The organism is Bartonella sp. AA16NXGY (genome assembly GCF_042197325.1).
Classification (GTDB): Bacteria; Pseudomonadota; Alphaproteobacteria; order Rhizobiales; family Rhizobiaceae; genus Bartonella.
The window spans coordinates 1-2,052 of record NZ_JBHIRR010000044.1 but is presented as its reverse complement, the minus strand read 5'-3'; the positions used below and the strand labels follow the sequence as shown (position 1 = coordinate 2,052).

The 2,052-nt window shown below is 44.7% G+C and carries 1 protein-coding gene and 1 pseudogene; both read left to right on the top strand.

Translation table 11 applies throughout. The features are described 5' to 3' along the window. Positions 1-822 (top strand): annotated as a pseudogene (locus ACFINK_RS09220) (DUF4815 domain-containing protein); the annotation flags it as partial. Between the two features lie 14 nt (positions 823-836). Beyond that, a partial coding sequence (locus ACFINK_RS09215) for a Bgr_08870 family protein (protein WP_375638895.1) occupies positions 837-2,052 on the top strand: 1,216 nt, incomplete at its 3' end.

Sequence of the window (2,052 nt, the reverse complement as noted above, 5' to 3'; positions counted from 1 at the left end):
GCAGAAGCACGCTATGATGTACCACTCCTTGTGATGGATGACCGCTTAACGGCTTTTGTCATTAAAACCGATGATGCGGATCATTCTGTTTCACTAGCAAAGCTTGGAGATTTTGATGCAGAACACCAGAGATATGTCTCGAGTCACCCTTACGTGACCGGTCCACGCTTTTCTTCTGTTAACGCACAAAGTTGGACAGCCCATCAAGATGAGGCTTTAGCCTTTCGGGTGCTCGCTGCCCGCTATAGGCAAACAGAAAAGATTGTCGATTTAGGCACTTTTGATCTTGTGGACTGCTCTGATTTACAAATACGCGCAGCCATTGAGTTGCCTTCAAGCGATTGTTCTGTCATCTTTGAAATTGAAAGAAACAACGGCACGGTTTATCAACTCCTTCCCTTTCAATTGCTCAGTCTTACTGAATATATCAGTGAAAAGATCAAGCTTCGCGCTATTCTTAAAGGAACAGAGAAACTCTCACCGGTGTTATTTGCGCCTGTTCAATTGATCGCGGGAAAGATCCATAAGGAAGCGACCTATGTCACGCGTGCTTTTGCCTTTGGTGAAAAGGCAAGGTTAACGAGCTATATCAAAACCTTTTTACCGGGTGGTGCAACCTTTTCACTGGAGATGCAACTAGATGATGGTGGTTTCACCCCTTTGAAACTTGACGAAACAGAACAACTCGCTGAACCACTTTGGACAGAACGAAAATTTACCAGTAGTGATAAAGGCGCCAAACAAGCGCGCTTGAAACTCACGCTTACCGGTGGACCAGCAGCGCGGTCCATGGTGAGTGATTTTGGCGCCGGCATATTATGAGGGGAAAATGAGAGATGACAAAAACCAAAAAACTCGACATGGAATTGCCTAAAGAGGGGCGTTTTATCAGTTCTGAATTCCCAATCTTGCGGGAAAACTTGACCAAAATTGATCAAGCTCTTTTGGCTGTTGAGGAAAAGGTAAACGAAAAAGCACCTTCAAAACACACGCATACAATAAGTGATATCGCAGATCTTGAAGCAGCCCTTAAGGGCAAGATGGCAGCGGATAAAACCTTCTCATTTGCTGATTTAAGCGATATCGAGGGCGCCAAAGATGCGGCTAACAATTATGTTCTCTATAAATCAAGCAATAATAACTTCACTTTTGGCAGTGCAATATCACTGTTAGGCGCACATCAACATAAAACCGAAGATATCGTGGGGCTTGATGATTTTAGAGCCAAGATCAATGAAGATCTCACAAGCTATGGACGCCTCACAAACCCAAATGAATGGCAAAATTATAATAAATTTACCAGCAAAGTCACTATGAGTGGTGGCTTAGAACTGTTGGGTAATTCGTCGTTTAACCTTATCCATAATGGTGAAGTGGTTACCAATTTAAACACAAACGGAAGCACCTTGAAAGGACCTTTAAAAGTTGATGGAGATCTTGTTTATACGAAAGCGCAAGTGGATGAAGCCATCTTGGCAGGAATAAAGAGGCTAAAAAAAGATTTGACCGATAAAATCACGAATTGGCCGGCACTTGCTGATGCTGAATTGCTCTATACACAGGATGGGAAAATTCAATGGCCCGATTGGGTAACGGATAAAACTAAAGTTGAGATCCAAGCATGGGGCGGTGGCGGTAGTGGTGGCGGAGCGGATACGCCAAGATTAGGAGGAGGTGGCGGCGGTGGCGGGTGTTCAGTCTGGTATGGCTATAAAGCCAGTTTAAACGGTCATCAAGATATTTTGATTGGTAAAGGAGGCGCTTCTGTTGCATCACGCAGTGCGACAGGAAATTCTGGAGGAACAACAGCTGTTGGAAAGAATTTTATTACGGCGACAGGAGGACATGGTGGTGGGGGTGCTTCTGCCTATCAATCTCACACGGGATTTGGTGGTGGTACGACTACCTACTATTCAGGCGATGGCGGTGCTGGAGGAACAGGTGGAAACTTTGGTTTAGCAACGGATGAACATCTAGGAATTGCCAAAGGCGGAAATGGTTATGCTGGAACGAATGGAATTACGAGTAAAACAAGCGGTAATGGAGGCGATG